We start from the raw sequence: 22,690 nt of genomic DNA on the forward strand, positions 1-22,690 counted from the left end.
AATCCGCAGGAGCAGTGCGCTGAGGCGAAGGAGGCCGTAGTGAGACGAGTGCGCCCTGGGGCGGGAGCGTCCCGCGGCGGCGCCGAAGGCGCTCGTGCCACCCGCGGTGCCTCCTCCCGCGCCCCCGGTGAGGAGCGCGCCCTGACCAGCGTCGCGGCCGGCGACCGGTACGAGGGCGAGAGGCCCGCGGACCTGCCCCGGCTGTGGCACATCACCCTCAGCCTCTCCGGCGCCGCGTCCCCGATCACGGAGGTCCGGCGGGCCCTGGAACAGCTGGCGCACGACCACCCCTTCCTGCTGACCAGCCGGTACGCACAGGACCACGCGGAGATCCGCTACTGGGAAGAGGCCCGCGACCTGCACGACGCCGCCGCCGTCGCCCTGCGCCTGTGGGGCGAGCACCGCCAGACCGCGGGCCTGCCGCCCTGGGAGATCGTCGGCCTGGAGGTCATCGACCGGGAGACGTACCACCAGCGCGTCGCCGAGGGCTACGGCCCCCCACCGGCGACCCCGGTCGGCGTGCACCCCTACTAGGTCCTGCCGGTCACGCCGTCCCACCGGGTCCTGTCGGAGCGCTTGGCCCTCACCGGGTCCTGTCGGACCGCTTGGCCCTCACCGGGTCCTGTCGGACCGCTTGGCCCTCACCGGGTCCTGTCGGTCCGCCGGGGCTTGCCGGGTCCTTGCTCCGGCGGGCCCCTGTGGCGCGTGCCCGCTCGCGTGGCATTCCCCGTTCCGTGCCGTTCCCCGCGCAGGGGTCTTTCGGGCCTTTCGGGCCCTTCGGGTGTTGTCTCGGGGTTTGGGATGAGCTCCGGACCGCCCCTCGCCGCGCACTACGCTTCCTCCATGACCACGCTTTCGCCGTACGACTCCATGTCACCGGTCACCCAGGCCGCCTACCGGGCCAAGGCCGCCGCCGCCGACCTCGCGCCGTTGCCGCGGGCCGTGAAGGACGACGCGCTGCTCGCCGTGGCGGACGCGCTGGAAGTCCGTACGGCGGAAATCGTCGAGGCCAACGCCAAGGACATCGCCAAGGCCCGCGAGGCCGGCACCAGCGAGGCGATCATCGACCGGCTCACGCTCACCCCGGAGCGGGTGCGGGCCATCGCCTCCGACGTGCGCGACGTCGTGGCCCTGCCCGACCCCGTCGGTGAGGTCGTCCGCGGCTCCACCCTCCCCAACGGCATCGACCTGCGCCAGGTCCGCGTACCGCTCGGCGTCGTCGGGATCATCTACGAGGCCCGCCCGAACGTCACCGTCGACGCCGCCGCCCTCTGCCTGAAGTCCGGCAACGCCGTGCTGCTGCGCGGCTCGGCCTCCGCCTACGAGTCGAACACCGCCCTCGTGCGCGTCCTGCGGGACGCCGTGGGCGGCGCCGGGCTGCCCGCCGACGCCGTACAGCTCGTGCCCGGCGAGAGCCGCGAGAGCGTCCGCGAGCTGATGCGCGCCCGTGGCCTGGTCGACGTCCTCATCCCGCGCGGCGGAGCCTCCCTGATCCGCACCGTCGTCGCCGAGTCCACCGTCCCGGTGATCGAGACCGGCACCGGCAACTGCCACGTCTACGTCGACGCCCACGCCGACCTGGACATGGCGGTCGACATCCTGATCAACTCCAAGGCGCAGCGCGTCAGCGTATGCAACGCCGCCGAGACCCTCCTGGTTCACCAGGACATCGCCGCCGAGTTCCTGCCCCGCGCGCTGGACGCCCTCGCCGAGGCCGGCGTCACCGTCCACGCCGACGAACGGGTCCTGGCGTACGCCAAGGACTCCAAGGCGACCGTCGTGGAGGCCACACCGGAGGACTGGGAGACCGAGTACCTCTCGTACGACATCGCCGCCGCCGTCGTCGACTCCCTCGACCGGGCCGTCGAGCACATCCGGCTGTGGACCTCCGGGCACACCGAGGCCATCGTCACCACCTCGCAGCAGGCCGCCCGCCGCTTCACCCAGCTGGTCGACTCCACCACCGTCGCCGTGAACGCCTCGACGCGCTTCACGGACGGCGGCCAGTTCGGCTTCGGCGCGGAGATCGGCATCTCCACGCAGAAGCTGCACGCCCGCGGGCCGATGGGCCTGCCGGAGCTCACCAGCACCAAGTACATCGTCACCGGGGACGGCCACATCCGGCGCTGAGACCGGGCGCCGTGCGGTTACGGCGGCTGCGGCGGCTGCGATGCGGCGGATCGGTTGTTCCCGATGGGACGGGAGCCACCGGTGGGGCGCATGTGACGGGTGTGCACGTCCGTCCGGTCCCGCCGCCATGACGGAGCCGTCTCGGCCGGCGGATGAATTTCCATACCGTCTGCCCAAAATGACCCCCCAGGTCTACTCTGGATCCGTGCCGGAGGACGTGGGGGGCACGCCGTTCCCTGACGGCTGGGAGCCCGACGACGACCACGACCGCGGGGTGTCGGACGAAGAGTTCGCCTCCGTGGTCTTCGACGAGGCCTTCGTACGGGCGGCGGAGGTGCACGAGCCGACGGCCGTGGAACGCCTCCTGGCAGCCGCCCAGGCGAGAGCGGAGGCCTCCGAGGCCGAGGCCCGCCGCGCCCACGCCAGAGGCGAACGCCACGACGACGGGTACGGCCCCGAGGGACCCGGCGATCCCGGCCACGATCCGGACCTCGACGATCTGGACGACCCCGACGACCCCGATGCCCACGAACGCCGCTACAGCCCTCTGTGGGGGTACGGCAGGCAGGTCCGCTGGCATCGCCCCGTCGCCTGGATGCTCGCCCTCGTGATGGGGATCGGCATGGTCGCGCTGGCTTTCACCGCGGTCTACCGCGGCGCCTCGGCCGGCGACCGGGACCAGATGCCGTCGCCCGCTTCGACAGGCCTCGAACAGGGCAGCGCGGCGGATCCCTCCGCTTCCGCCGACCACTCCCGGCCGGCGGTCCCCGCGCTCCCGCGCACTCCGTGACACACTCGGCGATCCTGGTGAGAACCTGTCAGAACTTGTCGTACAGCAGGGCGTTTACCGGGGCTCCCCGCGACCTACCCTGAATGTATGGGCGGACCTGGAGACCCACCTGAGGGGACACCCGAGGGCGCTCCCGGAAGTGGCGAGGAAGAGTACCGATCCGTCGTCTTCGACGAGTCGTTCGTCCGCGCTGCTCGCATCCAGGAGTACTCCGCGCAGGAGCGCATGACCGACCACATGCCCGCCGTGCGTCGGCGTCCGCCCCTGCACCGGGGGCTGTCCCGGCAGGCGCTGATCCTGGTCCTGCTGATCGCCGTCGCCTTCGGTACCGCGATCTACATGGGCGTACGCAACCCCTACCAGTCGCCCGGGGCCCTCCAGCCGGCCGAGCCGCTGCGGATGACCATGATCCCGCTCTCCCCGTCGGGCAAGGTGCCCGGCACGGCCGATGCCGAGTACCTGTACGCGCACAGCCCCGCGGCGCAGTTCCGCCTGGGCGCCGAGGGCGTACCCCTGCCCGCCTCCCGGGCCACCGCGCACTTCTCCGAGAGCCAGGTCATGACCGCCCTGACCACGGCCAAGGACTACATCGTCCGCTCCGCCCTCTACCCCGAGGTGCTCACCGGACAGCAGGTCCGTCCCGTGCGCGTGCTGCTCGACCCGGACCAACTCGACCAGTTCGACCAGAGCTTCGGCCACCCGAGCGCCGACGGCCGGCACGCGCCCACCGGATGGCTGGTCCGCTTCGACCCCGCCCAGGTGGAGCTCGCCGACTCCAGGATCCGGGTGCAGGGCACGCTGGCCTTCGCCGAGAGCGACGCCTCGACCCTGGAGGTCACCGCCGACCACACCTTCGTGTACGCGCTGCGGCCGGCCGGCTCCGGGTCGACGGCCGAGGCCTCCTTGTTCACCGTCCGGCGCGAGCTGCGCTTCCGGTTCGACCAGGACGACCTGCGCCTGCGCCAGGCCCAGCTCGTCGGCTCCGTCGCCCAGGCCGGCCCGCTGTCCTGCTCCGACGACTCCGCGAACCGACTGCACCCCCTGCTCGCCGGCCAGACCGCCAGGAGCGGCGGCCCGGCAGGCACCGACCCGTACGCCACGGGCGACGCGACGGCACTGTGCGGGGCCCTGGCCCCGAGCGCCCAGCCGAAGGTGTGAGCCGGCCGGACCGGGGCTCAGTCCCTGTCGTGCGGCGGGGTGTCCGCCGGGCCCTCCTGCGGGTCCGGCCCCTCCGACGACGGACGGTCCTTCGGCGGCGGCGGGCCGGCGAACCCGCCGAAGCCTCGCCGCACCCGGCCGCCGAGATCCCCCGCCCCGCCGGCGATGTCCGTGACCAGCTTCATCAGCGGATCCTTGGAGCTTTTGACATGGCCGGCATAGCTGGCGGCGGACTCCCGGAACGAGTCCGTGACCGAGGTGTCCTTGTCGTCGGAGCGCCGCGGGTAGTGACCGTCCATGATCCGCTGGTAGTCGCGGGACACCGCCCACTTCTTCAGCTCGCCCGCGCGCACCGCGGCGAAGGGGTGGGTGCGGGGCAGCACATTCAGGATCTTCAGCACGGAGTCGCGCAGGTCGCCGGCCGCGTCGTACTCCTCGGCCTGCTGAAGGAACGCGTCCACGTTCATCTCGTGCAGGTGGTTGCCGCCCGCTATCTTCATCAGACCGCGCATCGAGGCCTGGAGGTCCTGGCCCACCAGCAGACCCGCCCGGTCGGCCGACAGCTCCGACTTGCGGAACCACTCCCGCAGCGCGGTCACTATCGCCATGATCGCGAGGTTGCCCAGCGGGATCCAGGCGACCTTCAGCGCCAGGCTGGTCAGGAACAGCAGGATCGTGCGGTACACGGCGTGGCCGGACAGCGCGTGCCCCACCTCGTGACCGACGACCGCCCGCATCTCCTCCTCGTCGAGCAGCTCGACCAGGCCCGTGGTGACGACGATGATCGGCTCGTCCAGGCCGATGCACATCGCGTTCGGCTGCGGATCCTGAGTGACGTACATCGGCGGGACCTTCTCCAGGTCCAGGATGTAACAGGCGTCCCGCAGCATGTCGTTGAGGTGGGTGAACTGCTGGTCCGACACCCGCACCGAGTCGGACAGGAACAGCAGTCTCAGGCTGCGCTCGGGCAGCAGCCCGCTCAGCGCCTTGAAGACCGTGTCGAAACCGCTGAGCTTGCGCAGCGCCACCAGGGCGGAACGGTCGGCCGGGTGCTCGTACGCCCGGGAGGAGATCCCCTGGAAGCGCCTGCGCTGCCGGCTCGGCGCATGCTCGTGCCCGTTGTGCGGGCGGCCGTCGTCGGACATGTCTTCCCCCATGTGCGTCTGAGTGCCGTGCGGACGGCGCGCGCGGTGCGCCGCCGCCGTGTCCGGTCGTTCCTGCCTGCCCCCCGAGGCTGAGCCCAGCCTAGGCGGAGTTACCGTGTACGGGCAGTACAGCGAAGGAGTCCAACGCCATGGAGCACACCCCCGCAGCCGCCTGGCTCACCGAGGCCGCGAGCGCGGCCGAGCAGCAAGGGACGGGCAATCTGCTCCGGATCGTCCTGATCGTGATGGTCCTGGGCTGTGTACTGACCGGGTGGTTCCTGTTGCGGGGCTACAAGCGGAAAGACGACTGACGGTCTTCGAAGGTTCCCCAACGGCGGAGTCGGCGTGATCGCCGCCGAGGCGCCCGCATACGATGGGCCGACGTCTTTATCCCGCCCTCTCCCTTTCTCGGCCCGGCCGAGCGGGGGGACCCCCATCGGATAGGTTCTGCTGAAGATGAGCTTCCACAGCGCCGCAGCCCAGCTGGTCACTCTCGCCGCCGAGGGCGAGGAGCACGGTGGCAACCACGACAGCCTCAACCCCCTGGTCACGGGTGGTGGCGCGTTCATCATCCTGCTGCTCCTGCTGTGGATCACCACCCGCTTCAACCGCGACCGCTGAATCCGGCGAAGGCCCTCCCTGGGCCGCCCCGGGGAAGTCGTGGCCAAGGCCCTCGGACCGGGCCGGTAGGGTCTGCACGCATGGGAGAGCAGGACATGCCTACCGGTCCGGTGAACGGCACGGCCGACCCGGCCGACACGGGCCGCGGCACCTTCGGCGGACCGTCGCACCACGGCCCGGCGCAGCCGTCGCCCGGCGGACCGGGCAACGGGCCGTCGACCCCGGGCAAGCGCCGCCTGGGCGTCATGGGCGGCACCTTCGACCCGATCCACCACGGACACCTCGTGGCCGCCAGTGAGGTCGCCGCACAGTTCCACCTCGACGAGGTGGTGTTCGTACCGACCGGCCAGCCGTGGCAGAAGACCCACCGCAGCGTCTCGCCGGCCGAGGACCGCTATCTGATGACGGTCATCGCGACCGCCGAGAACCCGCAGTTCTCGGTCAGCCGCATCGACATCGACCGCGGCGGCCCGACCTACACCGTCGACACCCTGCGCGACCTGCGCGCGCTCAACCCCGACGCCGACCTGTTCTTCATCACCGGCGCCGACGCCCTCGCCCAGCTCCTGACGTGGCGGGACTCCGAGGAGCTGTTCTCCCTGGCGCACTTCATCGGCGTCACCCGACCGGGCCACCAACTCACCGACCCCGGCCTTCCCGAGGGCGGAGTCTCCCTGGTCGAAGTTCCCGCGCTCGCCATCTCCTCCACAGACTGCCGTGCGAGAGTCGCCAAGGGCGACCCCGTCTGGTATCTGGTGCCGGACGGAGTCGTGCGCTACATCGACAAACGTGAGCTGTACCGCGGCGAGTGAGCCGAGAGGGGCTACCGGTGAACGACCGATACGACGCGGAATACGGTGAAGACCAGTACGAACTCGTCGGTTACGACGAGTACGGCCGGCCGATGTACCGGCAGGTCCGGACGCAGCAGGCGCCCCGGCCCCCGCAGCAGGCGTACGACCCGTACACGCAGCAGGGCTACGGCTACGACCCGTACGCCACGGGCAGTCAACAGCCCGTCGCCCCGTACGACCCCTACGACACCGGGCAGCAGCCACAGGTGCCCGCCTACGACGACTACGCCTCCGGGACGCACCCCGGCTCGGGCACGCACCCCGGCTCGGGCACGCACCCCGGCTCGGGCATGCACGGCAGGCGCACGAACGGCGCGGCCGCCGCCCCGTACGACCCCTACGGGCAGACCGCCACCAGCGGGCAGCAGCCCCGCGTCGCCGAGCGGACCGGCTACATACCGCAGCAGGCCGGCCCCGCCCCGGACCCGGAGCCGTCCGAGAACGAGGCGCCCGACGCCGACGGCCGGCCGCAACCCGATTACAGCACCGGACAGTTCGCCTTCGTGGAGGAGCCCGACGGCGACTCCGAGGACGTCATCGACTGGATGGCGTTCACCGAGAATCGCACCGAGCGCCGCGAGGAGGCCCGCCGCCGCGCCCGCAGCCGGATCGTCGCCCTGGTCGTGGTCATGGCCCTGTTCGTGGTCGGCGGCGTCGGCTACCTCTGGTACGCGGGCAAGATCCCCGGCCTCGGGAAGTCGGCGGACAAGTCCGGCACCACCGCCGCCGCGGGCGCCCAGAACCGGGACGTCATCGTCGTCCACCTGCACAACACCAAGAAGGGCGGCACCTCCACGGCGCTGCTCGTCGACAACACCACCACCAAGCAGGGCACCACCGTCCTGCTGCCCAACTCCCTCGCGGTGACCGGCGACGACGGCTCCTCCACGACACTCGCCAAGTCGGTCGACGACGACGGCTCCTCCGGCACGCGCGACGCGCTGGACACGGTCCTCGGCACCGACATCGAGGGCACCTGGCGCCTGGACACCCCCTACCTGCAGAACCTCGTGGACCTGGTCGGCAACATCGAGGTCGACACCGACACCGACGTCCCCGACCCCGAGGCCGAGAAGAAGAACGCCGCCCCCCTCGTCCACAAGGGCAAGGACCAGACCCTCAGCGGCAAGATGGCCGTCGCCTACGCCACCTACAGCGCCTCCGGCGAGGCCCAGAACGCCCAGCTGGAACGCTTCGGCCAGGTCATGCAGGGCGTACTGCGCAAGGTGTCCTCCGACGCGCAGGGGGCCACGGTCACCGTGCAGACGCTGGCGCAGATCCTCGACCCGTCGCTCACCGACAAGGACCTCGGCGCCTTCCTCGCCAAGCTCGCCGACCTCGCCAAGGGCGGCGACTACAAGACGGCGCTGCTGCCCGTCCAGTCCGACGGCACCCTGAGCGCCCAGACCAGCAGCAGCGTGGTCAAGGACGTGCTCGGCGGTGCAGCGAAGAGCCCCGACCAGGGTTCGGCGATCCGCGTCTCGGTCCAGAACGCCACCGGCACCAAGGACAACACCGAGAAGGCCCGCGTCGCGCTCCTCAACGGCGGCTTCACCTTCCTGGACGGCGGCACCGCGGACGGCTCCGAGGCCACCTCCGAGGTCACCTACGCCGACGCCGCCGACAAGGACAACGCCACCGAGGTCGCCAAGACGCTGGGGCTGCCCACCAGCGCCGTGACCAAGGGCAAGGTCTCCGCGAACGCGGCCGTCGTGGTGATCCTGGGCCAGGACTACAAGCCCCCGGCGCTCTAGCCCGAGCCCCCGCGCCCCACGTGATCTGGACGAGTGATCCGGTCGTCACGTGGGGCGCCGTCGGCTGTCCGTGAGACCCTTGGTGACACATGACCGCCGACGGAAAGCCTTGTAGTGACCGCCACTGACCGTTCCATCGAGCTCATCAACACCGCCGCCCAGGCGGCGGCCGACAAGCTCGCGCACGACATCATCGCCTACGACGTCAGCGATGTGCTGTCGATCACGGACGCCTTCCTGCTGGCCTCCGCACCCAACGACCGCCAGGTCAAGTCCATCGTCGACGAGATCGAGGAACGGCTCAACAAGGAGCTCGGCGCCAAGCCGGTGCGCCGCGAGGGCGACCGCGAGGCCCGTTGGGTGCTGCTCGACTACGTCGACATCGTCGTCCACGTCCAGCACAGCGAGGAGCGGGTCTTCTACGCCCTGGAGCGGCTGTGGAAGGACTGCCCCGAGCTGACGCTGCCCGCGGACGCCCAGGCGACCCGCGGCAAGGCCGCGGAGCACGCCAAGCTGCGCGCGGCCGAGGAGGAGGCCGACGGGGACGGTGAGTGGCGATGACCACCCCGGGTGCCCGGGCCGGATCCGCGGCCGAACGTGAGCCCGGCCGCGGGCGCCGGATCATCCTCTGGCGGCACGGCCAGACCTCCTGGAACGTGGAGCGCCGCTTCCAGGGCAGCACGGACGTCGAGCTCACCGAGACCGGCGTGGCCCAGGCCCGCCGCGCCGCCCGGCTGCTGGCGTCCCTGCAACCCGACGCGATCGTCGCCTCCGACCTTCGGCGGGCCGCCGGGACGGCCGGCGAGCTCGCCGCGCTCACCGGCCTCACGGTCGCCCACGACGAGGCCCTGCGCGAGACCTACGCGGGCGTCTGGCAGGGGCTGACGCACGAGGAGATCCTCGCCCGGCACGGCGAGGAGTACGCCGCCTGGAAGCGCGGTGAGCCGGTCCGCCGCGGCGGCGGCGAGCTGGAGACCGAGGTCGCCGACCGCGCCGCCCCGGTCGTCCTCGACCACGCCGAGAAGCTCCCCGACGACGGCACCCTCGTCGTGGTCAGCCACGGCGGCACGATCCGCACCACGATCGGACGCCTCCTCGGCCTGGAGCCACGGCACTGGGAGAGCCTCGGTGGCCTCTCCAACTGCTGCTGGTCCGTCCTCGGCGAGGGCGCCCGCGGCTGGCGCCTGCTCGAGCACAACGCCGGCACTCTCCCGGAGCCCGTGCTCGGCGACGACGACTGACCGCCGTCCCGGGGCCGCGCAGCGGGGCCCGGTACCCGGATTTCACTTTCCGGCAGGTCACAGGCTAGAGTTCTTCTTGTTCGCACCGCAGAGCGGAACGAAACACCAGGCGGTTTCGCCCGGTGAAGCAAGGGGCTATAGCTCAGTTGGTAGAGCGCCTGCATGGCATGCAGGAGGTCAGGAGTTCAATTCTCCTTAGCTCCACAGAACGACACTCTGTCGAGTTGTCAAAGATCGGTTGAATCAGGATCCCGTCCCCTCAGGGGGCGGGATTTTCTGTCTGCCACTGCCGGGTCTGCCACTGCCGGACGATCTCGGCGACCCCCTCGTCCGACGGCGGCCACAGCCGCTGCCTGGTCTCCCGCAGCAGCCCGAGCCTGCCTCGCGCCTCCTCGCTCTCCGGTGTGTAGACGACGATCCGGCACTCCGGCATCCCGTCGATCGACAGCGACTGCGAGGTCATCCGCAGTTCGCCGACCGCCAGGTGCCGGAACGTCTTCACCCGCGGTCCCGGCGGTATGACCTCGCCGCTCGCCCACACCTCGGCGAAGTGAGGGCTGGCCGCCGACAGTCTTCGGATGAAGTTCTCCCAGGCCGGCTCACCGACGTGCCGTCCGTACGAGGAGCGCAGTGTCGCCACCATCAGGGGCAGCTCACGCTCCCGGTGCACCACCGGGCAGGCCTCCTCGGACACCGTGAACAGCGTCCACAGCACGTTCGGCACCCCGATCCGCACGGTCTCCGGGATCAGGAACAGGTCGCGGTAGGCCGGGTTGGTGGCGAGGACGTCGTAGCGCGAGTTGTAGACCGCCGCCGGAAGCGGGTCGAGGGCGTCGATGACGCCCTGGATCTCCGGGGCGACGGCCTGGGTCAGGGACTCCGGGTCGGGCTCGAAGGGGACCTCCGCCAGGCGGTAGAGATGCTCCCGCTCCGGCGGGTCCAGCCGCAACGTGCGGGCCACGGCGTCCAGGACCTGCGCGGAGGCGTTGATCGGCCGCCCCTGCTCCAGCCACGTGTACCAGGTGACCCCGACACCCGAGATCTGGGCCACCTCCTCGCGCCGCAGCCCCGGTGTACGGCGCCGCAGCCCCGGGGGCATGCCCACGTCGGCCGGTGTCACCCGGGCGCGCCGGTTGCGCAGGAAGGCCGCCAGCTCCGGCCGGCGCCGCTGTGTCGTCCTCATCGTCACGTCCCCCCGTCGTCCTGCCGCCCGTCGTCCCACCGCCCGCCGCCGCGAAGTCCATCGTCACCGCCCGGCGAGGTCCCTGCCAGGTGCTGGCAGTACCAGCATCAGCGGGCACTGCACACCCGTACCGAAGCCTCGTCACGCTCGACGGCATGACGACAACACCTCGCACGGACCCGGATTCCGCACCCGTACCGCGACCTGGATCCAGTAAAGCCCCCGGCACTGACAACCGGTCCCGGCGGCTGCTCGCGGTCGTGCTCGCGGCCCAGTTCATGGCACTGCTGGACGTCTTCATCGTGAACGTGGCGGCCCCCACCATCGGTTCCGACCTGCACGCCTCCGGTGCCGACCTGCAACTGGTGATCGCCGGATACGCCATCACGTACTCCGTGCTGCTGATCACCGGAGCCCGCCTCGGCGACCGGCTCGGTCACGGCCGGGTCCACCTGGCCGGGCTCGCGCTCTTCACCGCCGCCTCGCTCGCCTGCGGGCTGGCCCAGGGCGTGACCGGGCTGATCGCCTTCCGGCTGGTGCAGGGCGCCGGTTCTGCGGTGATGATCCCGCAGGTGCTCAGCCTGATCCAGCGCTCCTTCACCGGAGAGGCCCGGATGCGGGCCCTCGGCGCGTACGCGGCGGTCGTCGCCGTCGGCGCGGCGGCCGGACAGGTGATCGGCGGTGTCCTGGTCAGCGCCGATCTGTTCGGCACCGGCTGGCGGCCCGTGTTCCTCGTCAACGTGCCGGTCGGCGCCGTGCTCCTGGCCGTCGGCCGGCACGCACTGCCCCGGGGCGGCGCGGCGGAGCGGACGCGCCGGTTCGACCTGACCGGGCTGGTGCTGCTGGGCGGGGCCGTCTCGCTCCTGACGGTGCCGCTGGTGCTCGGGCAGGAGGAGGACTGGCCGCTGTGGTCCTGGCTGTCGCTGGCCGCCGCGGCGGGCCTGTTCGCGCTGTTCTGCCGCTTCGAGGCGCGGCTCGCCCGGCGCGGCGGCGCCCCGCTGATCGCCCCGCGGGTCCTGCGCCACCCCGGCATGGGCCTGGCCGTCTTCCGGATCGCGGCCGTCATGGCCGTCAACGGCGGCTTCCTGTTCGCGCTGACTCTGCACGTCCAGGGCGGCCTCGGCTACAGCGCGCTGCACGCCGGTCTCGCCTTCGCGCCGACCGCCGTCGTCTTCGGACTGGTCGGCCTGACCTGGCGGTCCTGGCCCGCCTCCTGGCAGCGGATGCTGATCCCGGCCGGATTCGCGCTCACCGCGGTGTCCATGGTGGCTGTCGGCCTGGTGTTCAAGGGCGGCGGCGAGGGCGGCGCCTGGCTGTACGCGGCCTACGCGGGGGCCGGGACCGGGGTCGCGCTGGGCTTCAGCCCGACGCTCACCCGGGCGCTGGCCGGCGTGCGCCCCGAGGACGCGGCGGACGCCAGCGGACTGCTCGCCACGGTCACCCAGCTCGGCCAGCTGATCGGCGTCGCGGTCTTCGGCACACTGTTCCTGGACCGCCTTGAGTCACTTGGGGTCCCCGGGGCGTATACCTCTGCGGAAGCGCTTGTGGCGTGCATGTTCGCGCTTGCCGCGGTGGCCGTGACGGGCGCCGTGTCCGGACTGGTACTAAGGCGTCGCTGACCGTATCGGCCCGGCCGTGGCAGAATCAAACGGCCGGAAGGGGGCGCGGCCCGACTGGGAGGGAGTGGTGATGCCTGCGAGCATCCTCGAAGAGGTTCGTGACCTCTTCGACGCAGTACTGACACGGGATACGATCATCCGGCTCAGCTGCCCTTCCTGTGGTTCCGTGGACGTCGCGCAGGTGCTGGGCGACAACGGCGGAATTTCCTATGTGTGCACGGCCTGCGGCCACAGCTGGAGCTGAGCGATGGGTGCACACAGGCGAAAGTGCGACTGGTGCGGCAGCGGGACGCCGATCGTGCGCGACATGGAGCCGCTCAATCCCGACTACCAGTACTGGTGCGAGGAATGCGCGCGGGCGCTGATCATAAAAGGCGACCCCATCGAGACGTACCGCGAACTCGACGGCGAACCGATCTACGGCCGGCTCCTCGAGGAGCACTGCACACTCAAACGGTTCTATTCGTTCGTCACGGCTTGATCACGGCCGGGGCCTCGCAGCGAGATCCCGGCGAGGACGAGGAAGAGCAGGCCCGCCCCCGTGTAGAGGGCCGACAGTGCCAACTCGGCACCCTGCTGATGCAGTTCGGGCCGCCCGTGGCCGTGCGGCACCCACCACAGTGCGTACGAGCCGAAGACGAGCAGCGTTCCCAGGGCCGCCGCCCGGTGTCCGTGCGTCACCAGGAGCAGGATCAGTGGCACACACCACACCCAGTGGTGCGACCACGACACAGGGCTGACGAGCAGCGCCGTCATCGCGCAGACGATCACCGCCCAGGCCCGCAGCCCGCGCAGCTCCGCCGCGACCGCCACCGCGAGCCCTCCCAGGGCCACCACGGCCGCCGTGGCGACCCAGAGGCTCCCCGGCTCCGGCGTGTGCAGGAATCGGGCCAGGAGGCCCCGCAGAGCCTGATTCGCGGTCTCCTCCGCGTGACCGACCCGCCCGGCACGGAACATCGTGTCCGTCCAGAACCGCCGGGAGTCCCGCGGCAGGACCGCCGCCGTCAGCAGGGTGGCGCAGGCGAACGCGGCCACCGCCCCGCGCGCGTGCCGCAGCCGGTGGCCCGCACGGCCGTGTCCGACCCGGGCCGTGACACCCGCGGCGAGCAGGAACACCACGAACAGCGCGGGCGTCAGCTTCACCGCCGTCGCCAGCCCGATGCCCAGACCTGCCCAGCGGTGCCCGGGGCGCCGGGTCAGGTCCCACAGCACCAGGACGGCGACCAGCAGGTTCACCTGCCCGTAGCGCAGCGTCGTCCACACCGGCTCGCACCACACGGCCACCGCGGCGGCCCACCAGACGGTCTCCACGCGCGTGTGGCCCACGAGCCGCAGCGACAGCCTGACGAACGCCACCAGGAGGACGAGGTTCCCGGCCGTCGCCAGGACACGCAGGTTCGCGGCGCCCGGCAGGGTCAGCGGAGTGAACAGCAGGGCCGCGAAGGGCGGGTACGTGGTGGGCAGGTGCTCCGCCGTCGCGCGCAGCGCGTACAGGTCGCCTCCGGCGCGCACCGTCGCGCCCTCGGCCCGGTAGACCATCAGGTCGATCATCGAGACATGGGCGGCCCGCTGGGCGATCCAGAAGGCGGTGAAGGAGAACAGGCAGGCCCCCAGGGCCATCGGCGTGCGGCGGTGGCCTGCGGAGAGCGTGAGCGCGGTCACAACGGACGACACTATCCCGAGCGAATCCGTACAGAACGGAATCGATTTGGTGGTGCACCCCGGTGACCGTGTAATGTTGGCGTCGCCGCCGGGGAAACCGGGCGACACGGTCAACATGCGGGTCCACCGCATGACCGCGAGGGGCTATAGCTCAGTTGGTAGAGCGCCTGCATGGCATGCAGGAGGTCAGGAGTTCAATTCTCCTTAGCTCCACAGAATTAGAAGGCGGATCACTCGGTCGAGTGATCCGCCTTCTACGTGTTCCAGGGGTGAGGCCCGGCGGCCGTGCGACCGCCGCCGTACGCCCACGCGCCGGTGGCCGGCCCCGCCCGGGGCCGGCCACCGGCGCGTCGGGTCAGCGGCCGAGGGCGCGACGGCCGCGCCCCTGGGACACGACCGGCAGGTTGCGGGCGGGCGCCTGCGAGCGGGTGTCCTCCTCGATGCGCAGGGCGAGGGCCGGGCAGCGGCGCACCGCACGCAGAGCCTTGGCCTCCGCGAAACGCGGGACCTTCGCCTGCGCGACGGTCGGGAAGCCGTCGGCGCCGAGCTCGAACACCTCCGGGAGGAGGTCCGCGCACAGACCGTGGCCCCGGCACAGGGTCCAGTCGACGAAGATCTTCTGACGGCTCTCGCTGTCGTCTGCGGGCTTTTCGGCGCCCATGATGGCCGCCGGAGCCATTCCCGGCTCGAAGAGCGGCAGAACGCCTTCCACGGGTCGTCCGCAGCCGTTGCCGAGGACATGCGCGGCCAGGTCGTCGGTGAACGCCTTGATGGTCGACTCCAGGAACATCGCGGAGCCGTCCGGATGCGAGCACGCGCCGCGCCGCTTGACGTTCTTGGCGACCTGCTTGAGGGCCTCCAGCGCGGCGGGTCCGCCGCCGTTGAGGATGTCTTCCATGCCGCGTGCCGCGGCCGGCAGTCCGAGATAGCAGGGACCGCACTGTCCCGCGCTCTCATCGGCCAGCCACTGGGCCACGCGCAGCGACTCGCCCAGGGGGCAGGTCTCCTGAGTGATCGGCAGGATCGCGCCCGCGCCGAGCGCACCGCCCACCGCGTCCAGGGAGTCGCGGGAGACGATCGCCTCGTTGACCGTGGCCGCGTCGATCCACTTGCCGTGGTAGCCGCCGGTCAGCACACCCTGGGGGACGGGCGGGGCGCCGGCCAGCTGGAGCACGTAGCGCAGCGGTACGCCCGTGGGGACCTCCAGGACCATCGGGCGGGCCACGGCGCCCGAGACCGTCAGCATGACGGTGCCGGGTTCGTCGTACAGGCCGGTGTTGCCGTAGCGCTCGGGGCCGATGCGGGCGGCGATCGCCAGCTGGGCGAAGGTCTCGGCGTTGGACAGCAGGGTCGGGGCGCCGCCCACGCCGTTCTGCGAGGCGCTGACCTTGCGGCCGGGCGGGATCGCCGGGCCGCCGTCGATGGAACGGATCACGGACGCGGCCGCGCCGGTGACCATGCGGATCGGGTTGCGCTGGACGAAGGCCTTCAGCGCCGAGCGCCGGCCGTTGCTCAGGCCGCGCTCGGCGAGCGCGGCCTCCATGGACCGCTGGGTGGACTCACGGGTGACCGCCACCACGAGCGTGCGGGCACCCAGCGCCTCCGCGACCAGCAGCGCGCCGTCCAGGATGAGGTGCGGGGCACGGTTGATGAGCACCGTGTCCTTGCGGCAGGCCGGTTCGTCCTCGCTTCCGTTGACGACGACGACCGGCCGGACGCCGCGCTTGATCGCCGCTTCGGCGACCGAGCGCAGCTTCTTGTGGAAGGGGAAGCCCGCGCCGCCGCGGCCCTTGAGGTTGATGCGTTCGGAGAGCTGCGCGAGCTTCTCTCCGCCCAGGGGTTCGAGCGGCCCGTGCACCTTCAGGTGCATGGGCAGATCGAGTCTCTCGACAAGGTCGAAGCCCGACGTGAGTTGCGGAAGTCCGACCACGCGGACTTCTGGAACGTCGGGCAGGGCCTCGTTCACCTATAGCCTCCGGAAGGCATGTTCCAAGGTTCGCCCGAACCCGGTGTGTCGTACGACGCACCGGGGTTTGGTTCATTGGCGGGACCGCTGTTGTACGTGTCGTTCTGGTTGTACGTGTTGTACCGGGCGTTCGTCTCACCGGTGTCGTACACATCACTTCCGCGGTACCCGGCGGCACCCTGGCTGCCGTAGGCCGGGATGCTGAATCCCGTGTCCTGGAGCGGGTCGTAGGCGGACGGGGGCGCCTCGCCGACCGGCGGCGGGGACGGGACCGGCCAGCTGCCCCCGGCGTTGCCGTTGGCGTCCATGCGCGGCATGGCCGCCGTGGCCTGCGTCTCGAACGGCATGTTCGTGCGCCCGGTCTGGCCGGCCGGGTAGGACTGCTGCCCGCCGCCCGCAGGCGCGTTGGCGGTCCGGTAGGCGGCCGCGAAGCCGTTCTCGGACTCCGGGGCGGCGGATGCGCCGTACGGCGAGGCGGACGACGCAGGCGGTGTCATCCGGGGGGAGGCCATCGTCTCGGCGGTCGGCGACGGACGACCGCCACGGCCCTCGTAGCCCGGCAGCGACGATCCGGCCTCCGCCACCCGGGCCCGGCTCGCCTCCAGGCCGTCCATGGCGGACATGTCGCTGTTGCCCATGAACTGCATGAGCTGGTCGGCGACCTTGCGCTTGACCGAACGGGGGGAGCTGCGCAGCGCGAGGGCGGCCAGGACTCCGGCCAGGCACAGCTCGTACGAGACCATGAAGAAGGGCTTGGCCGCACGGCCCGCGAACAGACCGTGGGTCAGGGCCGCGCACAGGGCGGGGTAGGCCAGCATGTGCATCGCGCGCCAGCGGGCGGCGACCATGGCCGGTGCGGCGAACTGGTTGCGCAGCGCGCCCGTGATGCCCACGAAGATCATGAGCAGGCCGGCCAGCGAGCCGAGACCGATGAGTCCGGCGCTGCCCTTGACGCCCAGGCTGAAGGGGAGCAGCGCGGCGATCAGGACGGTGTGTCCCAGGAGCAGCTTGACGCTGATGTGGACGATGAGGAAGGCGATCGAGCCGACGGCGGTCACGCGGTGGACGCCCTGCGCGATGAGCCGCTGACGTGTGTTGAGGATGAGCCGGTCCTGGGCTATGAGGCCCCAGATCACCGAGCAGGTCAGGCAGACCAGGGACAGCACGCCGGCGCCGAAGTTGAGGAACTGCTGGAACTGATCACCTCCGACCAGCACCACCACAGGGATGAGAAGCAGAACGACAGCCGACGCCACCCCGTAGGCCGACCGGCCGGGCTTGGGGAGCGAGCTGTTGCTACGACGAGGGTTCATGGGGGCAACTCCGAGCAGTTTCGGGAAAGCGGTCCCGCTGCCGAACTCTAAGTGGCTCCATACCAATGGGTACGAGGTTTGAGTTATTGCGTCGTTATCAAAGGACAGCGCGTCCGTTGCGATGTCCCTGTTGCTGCTGTTACGCGAAGTAATCGTTGAACTTGATTCAGCTTTCGTGTGGTGTGCATGATCTCCATGGAGACATACGCAAGTGCGACGCAACGTGCTCAGGGCCTGCGGTACCCTAGCGCCATGCGTGCTGTACGCCTTCTGCTTAGCGAGCCGCGCTGATCAGTCCCGACCACCGGTGAGACCCGTGGTCGGCATCGGCGCGGCGTCCCCTCCTGTGCGAGGGGCTTTTTCATTTCCGCAGGCAGAGACGATCGATGGAGCTTTGAGGATCATGAGCGAGACGAACCCCGCTGCTGCCGCCGCCGTGCCGGCGGACGCCGCGCCGCACCGCTACACGGCAGCCATGGCCGCCGAGATCGAGGCACGCTGGCAGGACTTCTGGGACGCCGACGGCACCTACGCGGCGCCGAACCCCACGGGCGACCTGGCCGGCGATCCCGAGCTGGTCGCCAAGCCCAAGAAGTTCATCATGGACATGTTCCCGTACCCCTCCGGTGCGGGCCTGCACGTCGGCCACCCCCTGGGCTACATCGCCACCGATGTGTTCGCCCGGTTCCAGCGGATGACCGGCCACAACGTCCTGCACACCCTGGGCTTCGACGCCTTCGGCCTGCCCGCCGAGCAGTACGCCGTGCAGACCGGCACGCACCCGCGCGTGTCGACCGAGGCCAACATCGTCAACATGAAGGCCCAGCTGCGCCGGCTGGGCCTGGGCCACGACCGGCGCCGGTCCTTCGCCACGATCGACCCGGACTACTACAAGTGGACCCAGTGGATCTTCCTGCAGATCTTCAACTCCTGGTACGACGACGAGGCGGACAAGGCCCGTCCGATCTCCGCGCTGATCGCCCAGTTCGAGTCCGGTGAACGCGCCGTACCGGGCCACACGCGCGCGTGGAACGAGCTGACCGCGGCCGAGCGTGCCGACGTCCTGAGCGGGTTCCGTCTGGCGTACGCCTCCGAGGCGCCGGTCAACTGGTGCCCCGGACTGGGCACCGTGCTGGCCAACGAGGAGGTCACCGCCGACGGCCGCTCCGAGCGCGGGAACTTCCCCGTCTTCAAGGCCAAGCTGCGCCAGTGGAACATGCGCATCACCGCCTACGCGGACCGGCTGCTGGACGACCTGGACGCGCTGGACTGGCCCGAGGCCATCAAGCTGCAGCAGCGCAACTGGATCGGCCGCTCCGAAGGCGCACGCGTCGACTTCCCCATCGACGGCGAGCACATCACCATCTTCACCACGCGCCAGGACACCCTGTTCGGCGCGACCTACATGGTGCTGGCGCCCGAACACCCGCTGGTCGACAAGTTCACCCCGGCCGCCTGGCCGGAGGGCACCCACGACGTGTGGACCGGCGGTCACGCCACCCCGGCCGAGGCCGTCGCGGCGTACCGCGCGCAGGCCGCCTCGAAGTCCGACGTCGAGCGGCAGGCCGAGGCCAAGGACAAGACCGGTGTGTTCACCGGCGCGTTCGCGACCAACCCGGTCAACGGCGAGCGCATCCCGGTCTTCATCGCCGACTACGTCCTGATGGGCTACGGCACCGGCGCGATCATGGCCGTCCCGGCGCACGACACCCGCGACTTCGCCTTCGCGCGCGCCTTCGAGCTGCCGATGCGCTGTGTCGTGGAGCCGGCCGACGACCGTGGCACGGACCCCTCCACCTGGGACGACGCCTTCGCCTCGTACGACGCGAAGATCGTCAACTCGGCGAGCGACCAGATCTCCCTGGACGGCCTGGGCGTCGTCGACGCCAAGGCCCGCATCACCGAGTGGCTGGCCCGCAAGGGCATCGGCGAGGGCACCGTCAACTTCCGTCTGCGCGACTGGCTGTTCAGCCGCCAGCGCTACTGGGGCGAGCCCTTCCCGATCGTCTACGACGAGGACGGCACCGCCCACGCCCTGCCCGAGTCGATGCTGCCGCTGGAGCTGCCGGAGGTCGAGGACTACTCGCCGCGCACCTTCGACGCGGACGACGCCGACACCGAGCCCGAGACCCCGCTGTCGCGCAACGAGGAATGGGTCAACGTCACCCTGGACCTGGGCGACGGGCCGAAGAAGTACCGGCGCGAGACCAACACCATGCCCAACTGGGCCGGTTCCTGCTGGTACGAACTGCGCTACCTGGACCCGCACAACGACCGCGCGCTGGTCGACCCGGAGATCGAGCGGTACTGGATGGGCCCGCGCGAGGGCCAGCCGCACGGCGGTGTCGACCTGTACGTCGGCGGTGCCGAGCACGCCGTGCTGCACCTGCTGTACGCGCGCTTCTGGTCCAAGGTGCTGTTCGACCTGGGCCATGTCTCGTCGGCCGAACCGTTCCACAAGCTGTTCAACCAGGGCATGATCCAGGCCTACGTCTACCGCGACAGCCGCGGCATCGCCGTGCCGGCCGCCGAGGTGGAGGAGCGCGACGGCACGTACCACTACCAGGGCGAGCAGGTCACCCGGCTGCTGGGCAAGATGGGCAAGTCCCTGAAGAACGCGGTCACTCCGGACGAGATCTGCGCCGAGTTCGGGGCGGACACGCTGCGCCTGTACGAGATGGCGATGGGCCCGCTGGACGTCTCGCGCCCGTGGGACACGCGCGCGGTGGTGGGCCAGTACCGGCTGCTGCAGCGGCTGTGGCGCAACATCGTCGACGAGGCGACCGGCGAGGTCACCGTCACCGACGCCGAGCCCGACGAGGAGACGCTGCGCGCCCTGCACAAGGCGATCGACGGCGTGCGCCAGGACCTGGAGGGGCTGCGCTTCAACACCGCCATCGCCAAGGTCACCGAGCTGAACAACCACCTGACCAAGGCGGGCGGCACGATCCCGCGCACGGTCGCCGAGCCGCTGGTGCTGCTGATCGCGCCGCTGGCCCCGCACATCGCCGAGGAGCTGTGGCGCAGGCTGGGCCACACCGACTCGGTCGTCCACCAGGACCTGCCCGTGGCCGACCCCGCCTACGTAGTGGACGAGACCGTGACCTGCGTCGTGCAGATCAAGGGCAAGGTCAAGGCGCGCCTGGAGGTCTCCCCGGCCATCTCCGAGGAGGACCTGGAGAAGGTCGCGCTGTCCGACGAGAAGGTCGTCGCGGCGCTGGACGGCGCGGGAATCCGCAAGGTGATCGTGCGGGCGCCGAAGCTGGTGAACATCGTCACGGCGTAGCCGCGGATCCCGCGGGCGGCCGGTCGCGAGACCCGGCCGCCCGTGAGGCCGGCCGTCCCGGTCGGTCGTCCCGGGCCCCGGCCGGTCGTTCCGGTCGGTCGTCCCGGGCCCCGGCCGGTCGTTCCGGTCGGTCGTCCGGGTGGGCCGGCCGTCCGGCTCGGGGTGGTCCCCTACGGGCAGGTTCGGGGTTCTGACGGAACTCCGTACCTGCCCGTTGCGTTTACCGTTGATAGGGCGGCGCGGTGGGTGCCGCGGCAGTCCGAGGAGGAGCACCGTGGCAACCGTGATCACAGTCTTCGCCCTGCTCTTCCTGCTCTTCGTGGTGCTCGGCGCCTATGCGACGGTGAAGGCGGTCGGCGCCGCCAAGCGCGGTGTGGACCGCACCCTCGACCAGGCCCGCCGCACGGTCGAGGACCACGCGCTGCGGGCCAAGTCGTTCACCCAGCCCGGACCGGCGGGCGAGATCGCCCAGCTCCGGCTCCGGCTGCGCACCTCGATGCGCGCCACCCAGGACGCGCTGCGCTCGGGTGTGGCGGAGGACGAGTCCCTCAAGGAGTCCATCGGCCTCTTCGAGCGCCTCAGCGCCCACGGGCTCGAACTGGACCGCGATCTCAAGCGCCTGGAATCCGAACCGGACCGGGCCAGGCTCGCCGAGCGGCTGCCCGGCCTGCGCGAGCGCACCGAGCGCATCACCAAGTCCGCGGACTCCCTGCGCTGGGCGGCCCGCGACCGGGCCGGCCGGTTCGCGCAGGACGACCTCGACTCGCTGAGCGCACAGATCGACGTCGAGGCGGGCGCACTGCGCCACTGGACCACCGAGGATCCCACCCCCGCGTCCGCCCCGTGGCCCGAGGCACCGGCGGCCGGCGCCCCGGCGGACGACCGGACCGGCTCGGGGTCCCCCTGGTCCCGCCCGGCGGCCGAGCCGACGCAACCGGCCATCACCCCGCCGCTTCGGCGCCCCGCCTACCCCTGGCAGAAGAAGCCCCGCCCCGAGAGCACCACCTGATCCGGCCGTACACCGTCCGGGTGCGAGGGGCCGGACTGCCGCTTGGGCGCTACGCCAGGTAACCTCCAGCTCATGTCCCGCCATGTCGCGATCGTCACCGATTCAACGGCCTACCTGCCGCCCCGGACGACGGAGCGCCATGGCATCACCACGGTGCCCCTGACCGTGGTCATCGGCGGACAGGCGCTCGAAGAGGGCACCGAGATCTCCACCCGCTCCCTGGCCCAGGCACTCCAGAAGCGGCGCCCCGTCACCACCTCCCGCCCCAGCCCGGAGCAGTTCGCACAGACCTACCGCCGGATCGCGGAGTCAGGCGCCACGGACATCGTCTCGCTCCACCTGTCCGCCGAACTGTCCGGGACGTACGACGCGGCGGTCGTCGCGGCGCGCGAGGCGCCGGTGCCGGTCCGCGTGGTGGACACCGGCATGGTCGCGATGGCGCTCGGCTTCTGCGCGCTCGCCGCGGCGCGAGCGGCCGAGTCGGGCGGCACCGTGGACGAGGCCGTCACCGCCGCGGAGAAGCGGGCCGCCGGCACCTCCGCCTACTTCTACGTCGACACCCTCGACTTTCTGCGCCGCGGCGGCCGGATCGGGGCCGCGCAGGCATTGCTGGGCTCCGCGCTCGCGGTGAAGCCGCTGCTGCAACTGGAGGACGGCCGGATCGGCCCGCTGGAGAAGGTGCGTACGGCCGCGAAGGCGATCGCCCGTATCGAGGAGATCGTGGCCGACCGGGCCGGCAGCGCCCGCGTCGACATCGCCGTCCACCATCTCGACGCACCCGACCGGGCCTCCGCCCTCGCGGACCGCTTGAGGACCCGCCTCCCCGGGCTGGCCGACCTGCATGTCAGCGAGGTCGGAGCGGTGATCGGCGCGCACACGGGGCCCGGACTGCTGGGCGTCGTGGTGTCGGCACGGTGACGCAGGGCCGGCCGTGCGGCCGGTGAAGCCCACCGTGCAGC

General features: G+C 71.2%; 21 protein-coding genes and 2 tRNA genes. 18 read left to right on the forward strand and 5 right to left on the reverse strand.

Annotated features, from left to right (window positions below):
• Positions 1 to 48 precede the first annotated feature (48 nt).
• From ACZ7OY_RS02295 to ACZ7OY_RS02310, 4 genes are all read left to right on the forward strand, one after another.
• The gene (locus ACZ7OY_RS02295) at positions 49 to 534 is read left to right on the forward strand and encodes a hypothetical protein (protein WP_471910358.1); all 486 of its coding nucleotides are present in this window, start codon (positions 49 to 51) and stop codon (positions 532 to 534) included.
• Positions 535 to 843: 309 nt separating this feature from the next.
• Positions 844 to 2,130: a glutamate-5-semialdehyde dehydrogenase gene (locus ACZ7OY_RS02300; protein WP_471909629.1), complete on the forward strand. Its 1,287-nt coding sequence runs from the start codon at positions 844 to 846 to the stop codon at positions 2,128 to 2,130.
• Positions 2,131 to 2,335: 205 nt separating this feature from the next.
• Positions 2,336 to 2,920 carry an SCO2584 family spore wall biosynthesis protein gene (locus tag ACZ7OY_RS02305; RefSeq protein WP_471909630.1) on the forward strand — a complete coding sequence of 195 codons (585 nt, stop codon included), beginning with the start codon at positions 2,336 to 2,338 and terminating at the stop codon, positions 2,918 to 2,920.
• Between the two features lie 87 nt (positions 2,921 to 3,007).
• Positions 3,008 to 4,078, forward strand: a complete 1,071-nt coding sequence (locus ACZ7OY_RS02310) for an SCO2583 family membrane protein (RefSeq protein WP_471909631.1) — start codon at positions 3,008 to 3,010, stop codon at positions 4,076 to 4,078.
• Between the two features lie 17 nt (positions 4,079 to 4,095).
• Here the strand turns inward: ACZ7OY_RS02310 and ACZ7OY_RS02315 are convergent, their stop codons facing one another.
• The gene (locus ACZ7OY_RS02315; protein ID WP_471909632.1) at positions 4,096 to 5,223 is read right to left on the reverse strand and encodes a M48 family metallopeptidase; all 1,128 of its coding nucleotides are present in this window, start codon (positions 5,221 to 5,223) and stop codon (positions 4,096 to 4,098) included.
• A 149-nt stretch (positions 5,224 to 5,372) separates the two neighbouring features.
• Here ACZ7OY_RS02315 and ACZ7OY_RS02320 point away from each other — a divergent pair, with 149 nt between their 5' ends.
• The 7 genes from ACZ7OY_RS02320 (at position 5,373) to ACZ7OY_RS02350 (ending at position 9,897) form a co-directional block, all read left to right on the forward strand.
• The gene (locus tag ACZ7OY_RS02320; RefSeq protein ID WP_351604286.1) at positions 5,373 to 5,534 is read left to right on the forward strand and encodes a hypothetical protein; all 162 of its coding nucleotides are present in this window, start codon (positions 5,373 to 5,375) and stop codon (positions 5,532 to 5,534) included.
• 145 nt (positions 5,535 to 5,679) lie between these two features.
• The gene (locus tag ACZ7OY_RS02325; RefSeq protein WP_202919654.1) at positions 5,680 to 5,844 is read left to right on the forward strand and encodes a hypothetical protein; all 165 of its coding nucleotides are present in this window, start codon (positions 5,680 to 5,682) and stop codon (positions 5,842 to 5,844) included.
• An 80-nt stretch (positions 5,845 to 5,924) separates the two neighbouring features.
• Positions 5,925 to 6,656 carry a nicotinate-nucleotide adenylyltransferase gene (gene nadD, locus ACZ7OY_RS02330; RefSeq protein WP_471909633.1) on the forward strand — a complete coding sequence of 244 codons (732 nt, stop codon included), beginning with the start codon at positions 5,925 to 5,927 and terminating at the stop codon, positions 6,654 to 6,656.
• 17 nt (positions 6,657 to 6,673) lie between these two features.
• Positions 6,674 to 8,452, forward strand: a complete 1,779-nt coding sequence (locus tag ACZ7OY_RS02335) for an LCP family protein (protein WP_471909634.1) — start codon at positions 6,674 to 6,676, stop codon at positions 8,450 to 8,452.
• Between the two features lie 114 nt (positions 8,453 to 8,566).
• Entirely contained in the window at positions 8,567 to 9,013 is a 447-nt protein-coding gene (gene rsfS, locus ACZ7OY_RS02340) for a ribosome silencing factor (protein ID WP_469385679.1), read from the forward strand.
• Positions 9,010 to 9,693: a histidine phosphatase family protein gene (locus tag ACZ7OY_RS02345; RefSeq protein ID WP_471909635.1), complete on the forward strand. Its 684-nt coding sequence runs from the start codon at positions 9,010 to 9,012 to the stop codon at positions 9,691 to 9,693. The genes rsfS and ACZ7OY_RS02345 overlap by 4 nt, the downstream gene beginning before the upstream one ends.
• Positions 9,694 to 9,824: 131 nt before the next feature.
• Positions 9,825 to 9,897: transfer RNA gene (locus tag ACZ7OY_RS02350), tRNA-Ala, on the forward strand.
• A 55-nt stretch (positions 9,898 to 9,952) separates the two neighbouring features.
• Here ACZ7OY_RS02350 and ACZ7OY_RS02355 read toward each other — a convergent pair.
• The gene (locus tag ACZ7OY_RS02355) at positions 9,953 to 10,876 is read right to left on the reverse strand and encodes a helix-turn-helix transcriptional regulator (protein WP_471909636.1); all 924 of its coding nucleotides are present in this window, start codon (positions 10,874 to 10,876) and stop codon (positions 9,953 to 9,955) included.
• A 260-nt stretch (positions 10,877 to 11,136) separates the two neighbouring features.
• Here ACZ7OY_RS02355 and ACZ7OY_RS02360 point away from each other — a divergent pair, with 260 nt between their 5' ends.
• The 3 genes from ACZ7OY_RS02360 (at position 11,137) to ACZ7OY_RS02370 (ending at position 12,976) form a co-directional block, all read left to right on the forward strand.
• Entirely contained in the window at positions 11,137 to 12,495 is a 1,359-nt protein-coding gene (locus ACZ7OY_RS02360) for an MFS transporter (protein ID WP_471910359.1), read from the forward strand.
• A gap of 70 nt (positions 12,496 to 12,565) precedes the next feature.
• Positions 12,566 to 12,739: a hypothetical protein gene (locus tag ACZ7OY_RS02365; protein WP_351604274.1), complete on the forward strand. Its 174-nt coding sequence runs from the start codon at positions 12,566 to 12,568 to the stop codon at positions 12,737 to 12,739.
• 3 nt (positions 12,740 to 12,742) lie between these two features.
• Positions 12,743 to 12,976 carry a DEAD/DEAH box helicase family protein gene (locus ACZ7OY_RS02370; protein WP_351604272.1) on the forward strand — a complete coding sequence of 78 codons (234 nt, stop codon included), beginning with the start codon at positions 12,743 to 12,745 and terminating at the stop codon, positions 12,974 to 12,976.
• Here ACZ7OY_RS02370 and ACZ7OY_RS02375 read toward each other — a convergent pair.
• Positions 12,955 to 14,157 carry a glycosyltransferase 87 family protein gene (locus tag ACZ7OY_RS02375; RefSeq protein WP_471909637.1) on the reverse strand — a complete coding sequence of 401 codons (1,203 nt, stop codon included), beginning with the start codon at positions 14,155 to 14,157 and terminating at the stop codon, positions 12,955 to 12,957. The two genes, ACZ7OY_RS02370 and ACZ7OY_RS02375, sit on opposite strands and share 22 nt — an antisense overlap.
• A gap of 140 nt (positions 14,158 to 14,297) precedes the next feature.
• Between ACZ7OY_RS02375 and ACZ7OY_RS02380 the strand changes: the two genes are divergently transcribed.
• Positions 14,298 to 14,370 (forward strand) — tRNA-Ala (locus ACZ7OY_RS02380).
• Positions 14,371 to 14,512: 142 nt separating this feature from the next.
• Here the strand turns inward: ACZ7OY_RS02380 and ACZ7OY_RS02385 are convergent.
• Positions 14,513 to 16,123, reverse strand: a complete 1,611-nt coding sequence (locus ACZ7OY_RS02385; protein ID WP_471909638.1) for an NADH-ubiquinone oxidoreductase-F iron-sulfur binding region domain-containing protein — start codon at positions 16,121 to 16,123, stop codon at positions 14,513 to 14,515.
• A complete protein-coding gene (locus ACZ7OY_RS02390) occupies positions 16,120 to 17,436 on the reverse strand; it encodes a ferric reductase-like transmembrane domain-containing protein (protein WP_471909639.1) in 1,317 nt (438 codons plus the stop codon). Before ACZ7OY_RS02390 ends, ACZ7OY_RS02385 begins: the two co-directional genes overlap by 4 nt.
• Before the next feature lie 403 nt (positions 17,437 to 17,839).
• Between ACZ7OY_RS02390 and leuS the strand changes: the two genes are divergently transcribed.
• The 3 genes from leuS (at position 17,840) to ACZ7OY_RS02405 (ending at position 22,649) form a co-directional block, all read left to right on the forward strand.
• A complete protein-coding gene (gene leuS / locus ACZ7OY_RS02395; RefSeq protein WP_471909640.1) occupies positions 17,840 to 20,722 on the forward strand; it encodes a leucine--tRNA ligase in 2,883 nt (960 codons plus the stop codon).
• Between the two features lie 283 nt (positions 20,723 to 21,005).
• Positions 21,006 to 21,731 carry a hypothetical protein gene (locus tag ACZ7OY_RS02400; protein WP_471910360.1) on the forward strand — a complete coding sequence of 242 codons (726 nt, stop codon included), beginning with the start codon at positions 21,006 to 21,008 and terminating at the stop codon, positions 21,729 to 21,731.
• Between the two features lie 72 nt (positions 21,732 to 21,803).
• On the forward strand, positions 21,804 to 22,649 hold the full coding sequence (locus tag ACZ7OY_RS02405) for a DegV family protein (RefSeq protein ID WP_471909641.1): 846 nt from the start codon (positions 21,804 to 21,806) through the stop codon (positions 22,647 to 22,649).
• Positions 22,650 to 22,690 lie beyond the last annotated feature (41 nt).

It is taken from the genome of Streptomyces sp. NPDC107559, from assembly GCF_055657365.1.

Bases quoted from the DNA above. Each gene is read 5' to 3' on its own strand.
- nadD (WP_471909633.1), top strand. From the start codon at position 5,925: ATGGGAGAGCAGGACATGCCTACCGGTCCGGTGAACGGCACGGCCGAC.
- leuS (WP_471909640.1), top strand. From the start codon at position 17,840: ATGAGCGAGACGAACCCCGCTGCTGCCGCCGCCGTGCCGGCGGACGCC.
- ACZ7OY_RS02320 (WP_351604286.1), top strand. From the start codon at position 5,373: ATGGAGCACACCCCCGCAGCCGCCTGGCTCACCGAGGCCGCGAGCGCG.
- ACZ7OY_RS02355 (WP_471909636.1), bottom strand. From the start codon at position 10,876: ATGAGGACGACACAGCGGCGCCGGCCGGAGCTGGCGGCCTTCCTGCGC.
- ACZ7OY_RS02405 (WP_471909641.1), top strand. From the start codon at position 21,804: ATGTCCCGCCATGTCGCGATCGTCACCGATTCAACGGCCTACCTGCCG.
- ACZ7OY_RS02365 (WP_351604274.1), top strand. From the start codon at position 12,566: ATGCCTGCGAGCATCCTCGAAGAGGTTCGTGACCTCTTCGACGCAGTA.
- ACZ7OY_RS02300 (WP_471909629.1), top strand. From the start codon at position 844: ATGACCACGCTTTCGCCGTACGACTCCATGTCACCGGTCACCCAGGCC.
- ACZ7OY_RS02370 (WP_351604272.1), top strand. From the start codon at position 12,743: ATGGGTGCACACAGGCGAAAGTGCGACTGGTGCGGCAGCGGGACGCCG.
- ACZ7OY_RS02315 (WP_471909632.1), bottom strand. From the start codon at position 5,223: ATGTCCGACGACGGCCGCCCGCACAACGGGCACGAGCATGCGCCGAGC.
- ACZ7OY_RS02325 (WP_202919654.1), top strand. From the start codon at position 5,680: ATGAGCTTCCACAGCGCCGCAGCCCAGCTGGTCACTCTCGCCGCCGAG.
- ACZ7OY_RS02310 (WP_471909631.1), top strand. From the start codon at position 3,008: ATGGGCGGACCTGGAGACCCACCTGAGGGGACACCCGAGGGCGCTCCC.
- ACZ7OY_RS02390 (WP_471909639.1), bottom strand. From the start codon at position 17,436: ATGAACCCTCGTCGTAGCAACAGCTCGCTCCCCAAGCCCGGCCGGTCG.
- ACZ7OY_RS02345 (WP_471909635.1), top strand. From the start codon at position 9,010: ATGACCACCCCGGGTGCCCGGGCCGGATCCGCGGCCGAACGTGAGCCC.